This is a genomic window from Streptomyces mesophilus, assembly GCF_011044995.1.
GTDB classification, from domain to species: Bacteria; Actinomycetota; Actinomycetes; order Streptomycetales; family Streptomycetaceae; genus Streptomyces; species Streptomyces mesophilus.
Genome location: NZ_JAAKZW010000385.1, coordinates 1 through 4,124, shown reverse-complemented (window position 1 = coordinate 4,124; position 4,124 = coordinate 1). Strand labels below are relative to the sequence as shown.

Sequence of the window (4,124 nt, the reverse complement as noted above, 5' to 3'; positions counted from 1 at the left end):
GGGCGGAGGCAGAGGCAGAGACCGCCAGGTCGTCGAGCACCCGCGGCCGCAGGGTCAGTTCGAGGGCGTCGAGCAGCGGCGCGCGGTCCAGGCGGGCGCGGCGGCGCTCGCCGACGGCGGCGGTGCCGTTGCGGGCGTCGAAGCGTCCGGCGAGCTCGTCGGCGCGGCGGCCCACCTCGGCGCGCAGTCCGGTGACCGTCCAGGTGCGGCCCGCGTATCCGGCGGCGGCGAGCTCGCCGTGGCCGAGGAACTCCACGCGCCGGAGCAGGACTTCCACGCCGGTGAGGAAGGAGAGCAGGTCGGCCGGCGAGTCCACCTCCTCGAACAGGCTCCGGTTCTCGGCGAGCAGTTCGAGACCGCGCGCCTCGTTCCCCGTCAGCGCGCAGAACTCCAGATGCCGGCCGACCTCGCCGGCCGTCGAGGGGTTGCGGCGGCAGGCACGGTAACCGGCGAGGTGCAGCTCACGGGCCCGGTCGGCCTGGCCGGTGCGGAGCAGGGCGAGCAGGGCGTACGAGATGGAGCGGGCCGGCTCCTCCTGGCAGGAGTCCTTGCCGGTGAGCACCGGCTCCCAGACCCGCAGGGCGCCCTGGTCGTCGCCCGCCGCGAGGTGGTGGCGGGCGCGTTCGCAGATCTCGCACGCCTCGCAGTCGCTGTACCGGCTGCGGGCGCGGGCCGCCCACAACTCGTAGGCGAGGGCGGTGTCCTCGCCTACGTGGGCGGCGAGCTGGTACGCCTGCCCGTAATACGGCTGCAGGTCGAGACCGGCCTTGGTGTACCGGTCGCGCATCTCGGCCAGCCACTGGCGCAGGGTGGCGAGCGGTACCTCGGGCAGCGAGAGCAGGGCGTTCGCCACCCACTTGAAGCGCCAGAAGAGCTGGTGGCGCCGGCGCTCGTCGAAGACGTCCGGCTGCTCGTCGTACAGGTTGAGCAGCCGGGCGAAGACGACCGGGGACTTACGGGGTTCGGAGCCGTAGGTGTACGCCTCCTGGAGTTCGAGCAGCGCGTCGGCGAGCGCGGCGGGATCGTCGAACTGCTCGGCCGCGTCCACGAGTTCCTCGGCCGTGACGGTGCGCGTGCGGCCGTAGGGGCGCTGGTCGTTGTCGCGCAGCGCCTCGTAGAGCTCGTCGGTGTTCTGCGGAAGGGGTGCGGTCGGCATCGTCAGCTGTCCTTGCGGAGGGCGTGGGCGAGCAGGTCGAGGAAGGAGCGGTTGATGAGGCTCGATTCGGCGGGCCGCAGCGGCCGTCGCGACAGCATCGCGGCCTGCCCGTAGAGGGCTTCGGCGCTGGTGCGGGCGAGCTCGGGCTCCTCGATGGTCACGGCGGTGCGGACCAGGGGGTTGAGCTGGTTGAGGATCAGCTGGGCCCGCGGCACCTCCTGGCGCAGGGAGCCGAGGATGTCGCCCCACAGGCCGCCTTCCTGCTCGCGGGCGAGCTGGGAGCGCGTGCGTTCGTGCCGGGCGTCGCGGCTGTCGATGAGCAGGGCCGGGGCGGACGCGGGCTGGAAGGTGCGCAGGGCGACATCGCAGTCGAAGACGGCGAGGGCGTCGCGGGCACGCGCGAGATAGGCCGCGGCGGCGAGTTCGGTCTCGCGGTCCACGGGGTCGAGGTGCGCGGTGAGCGTCTCCGGATCGAGGTCGGCGACGCTCACCTCGGGCCGGATCTCGGGCAGCCGGTGGACGAGCTCGCGGTCGTACGTGTAGCCGCCGTTGACGACACCGAGCCCGGCCGCCGAGGCGATCGCGGCGACCTGACGGAACTCCTCCACGCTGGCGGTGACGAGCACCGTGCGGTGGGTGCGGGCGAACTCGTCGAGCGTGGCGTGCCCGTCGGTGGTCTCGAACGGCAGCCAGGGAAGGAGCATCCGCAGGATCTCGTCGTCGTGCACGGCGAGGGACTTCACGGCCAGATGGTGGACCTGGAGGAAGCGGGCGAGCAGGTCGGGGTCGCTGGCGGCGGCCTTGGCGATCCACTCGCGAAGGCGTTCGGCGAGCGCGTCGCGTACGGCGGCGAGGGTGTCGTCCTCGTACAGGGACTCGCGCGAGGCCGTCGGGCGCAGGCTCTCCGCGTCGACGACGCAGCGGACGAAGAAGGCCCAGTCGGGGAGGATCTCCGGGGCCTGTTCGGACAGGAGCATGCCCTTGACGTGCACGCGGTGGCCGTGGCGGCGGCCGCTCGGCACGGCGTCCGGCAGGATGCAGGCGATGCCCTTCAACCCGACGGCGGGCAGGTCGAGTTCGATGGTGTCGAGCGGCTTGAAGCCGAAGACCTCTTCGCCGTACGCGGCCAGGGCGCGGTTGCGTGCACCGGGCGTCGGGTGCGTCAGGGACCAGGGTGCGGGCTCCGGGTTGACGGGTACGGCGGGACCGCCCGCACCGTCGTCGAAGGTCACCGGGTGGCGAAGGAGTGAGCCGAAGTGCCGTGCCAGGGCGTGCACTTGGGCCGGGCGGGTCCATTCGGCCGCGTCGGCGCGGGGCGTGAGCGTCACGGTGGTGCCCGGCTGCGGGCGGGCCGAGGCCGGGAGCGTACGCACGGTGTAGCTGCCGTCGCCGCGGCCGCGCCATTCGACGGCCGGGGCGTCGGGGGTGCGGGCACTGCGGCTGACCACGTGGATCTCGTCCGCGACGAGGAAGCAGGAGAGCAGACCGATGCCGAACTGGCCGATGAAGTCGGCCCGTTGCTCGGCGATCTTGTCGGCGCGCTTGCTGGAGCGGCCGATGGTGGCGAGGAAGGTGTGCACATCGGCCTCGGTGAGACCGACACCGTCGTCCTCGACGCGGACGACGCCGCCGTCCGCGTACAGCCGGATGCCGAAACCGCCCTGGGACTCCAGGCTGCGGCGGGCGGTCAGGGCGTCCACCGCGTTCTGCATGAGCTCGCGCAGGTAGACCCGGGGGCTGGAGTAGAGGTGGTGGGAGAGGAGGTCGACGAGGCCGCGCAGATCGACCTGGAAGGTGCGGTCGGACGCGGTGTGTTCGGGCAGAGTCATGGGGCAGTCCGGGGTGGGAGTGGTGGGCGGGGGCAGGAGGTCAGAAGGCCTTGCGGAAGCGCGCGTACGCCTTCTGCGGGTCCGCCATGAAGGTCCACGGCCACTCGGTGAACACACCGTCCAGCTCGCGGAAGACGTTCGAGGCCTTGCTGCTGCCGGCAAGGGAGAGGGCCATGGCGAAGATGTTGTAGTCGCCCTGCCAGCCGGGGCGGCGCTCGTACGCGTGGTGCAGGACGCTGCGCTCGGCCGCTTCCCTCAACTCGGTGCGGATCCTGGGGTCCTGGAGGCAGTCGGTGTCGTCCGACTCCACCCACTGCTCGACGTACGCCATGGCGACGGCACAACCGAGCCGGTGCCCGTCGGGCGCGGCGGCGAAGGCCTTGCGGGCGAACTCCAGGGCCTGTCCCGGCTCGCCGCCCCAGCGGGGCTGCAGCTGCGAGACCCACTCCAGGTGGATGTCCAGGTTCAGCGGATCGCGGCGCACACCGGCCGCGAGGCGGGCCTCCTTGACGCTGTCGTCGACGGACATGCCGCGGCCCGAGGTGAGCAGATGGCGCCATGGCGTGATCCAGTCGGGCCGGAGTTCCGCTGCCTGGAGGAGGTGCTCCTCGGCGATCCGCAGCCGCTCGTAGAAGATCTGCCACTGCTCGCGCGTGACGTTCTTGGCCAGGGCGGAGGTGCGTGCCTCCCAGCCCCAGCCGACGTGGTGTGCACCGGAGATCAGCAGCGCGGTCGCCCGGTGCTCCTCGTCCTCGTCGGCGGCCCGGACGATCCACTCCTCCAGGCCGTCGATCCCGGTCAGCTGACCGAGCACCGCCTGGTCACGGCCGAGGTCGAACGGCGCGAGAGCCGTCTTCACCGCGGTCCAGTCCCCCGCGTCGGCGGCCTCCACGGCGGCGAGCACCCGCGGGTCGCCGAGCGCCCGCAGCGTGTACACCCCGTGCTTGCCCTTGCGGGGTGCAAGGACGTGCGGATCCCCCGCCGGGTCTTCCCCACCCCTGCCGAACAGCTTCCCCAGCATGCCGCGCCCTCCCCAGGTGCTGCGTGATCGTCCGCGCAGCATAAGCGGGGCCTACGACACCGCGTCCACGGGGTTCTCACGGAACCGACACAGGGTGGGGCCGGCCCGAAACCGGGCC

2 protein-coding genes and 1 pseudogene are annotated in these 4,124 nt (G+C 72.4%); all 3 read right to left on the bottom strand.

Annotation, left to right across the window (positions count from 1 at the left end; all coding sequences use genetic code 11):
* Positions 1–1,156: pseudogene (locus G6045_RS39595) on the bottom strand (hypothetical protein); the annotation flags it as partial.
* Positions 1,157–1,158: 2 nt separating this feature from the next.
* The gene (locus tag G6045_RS39590) at positions 1,159–2,985 is read right to left on the bottom strand and encodes an HSP90 family protein (protein ID WP_165337088.1); all 1,827 of its coding nucleotides are present in this window, start codon (positions 2,983–2,985) and stop codon (positions 1,159–1,161) included.
* A 40-nt stretch (positions 2,986–3,025) separates the two neighbouring features.
* A complete protein-coding gene (locus tag G6045_RS39585) occupies positions 3,026–4,006 on the bottom strand; it encodes a hypothetical protein (RefSeq protein ID WP_165337087.1) in 981 nt (326 codons plus the stop codon).
* Positions 4,007–4,124: the final 118 nt, after the last annotated feature.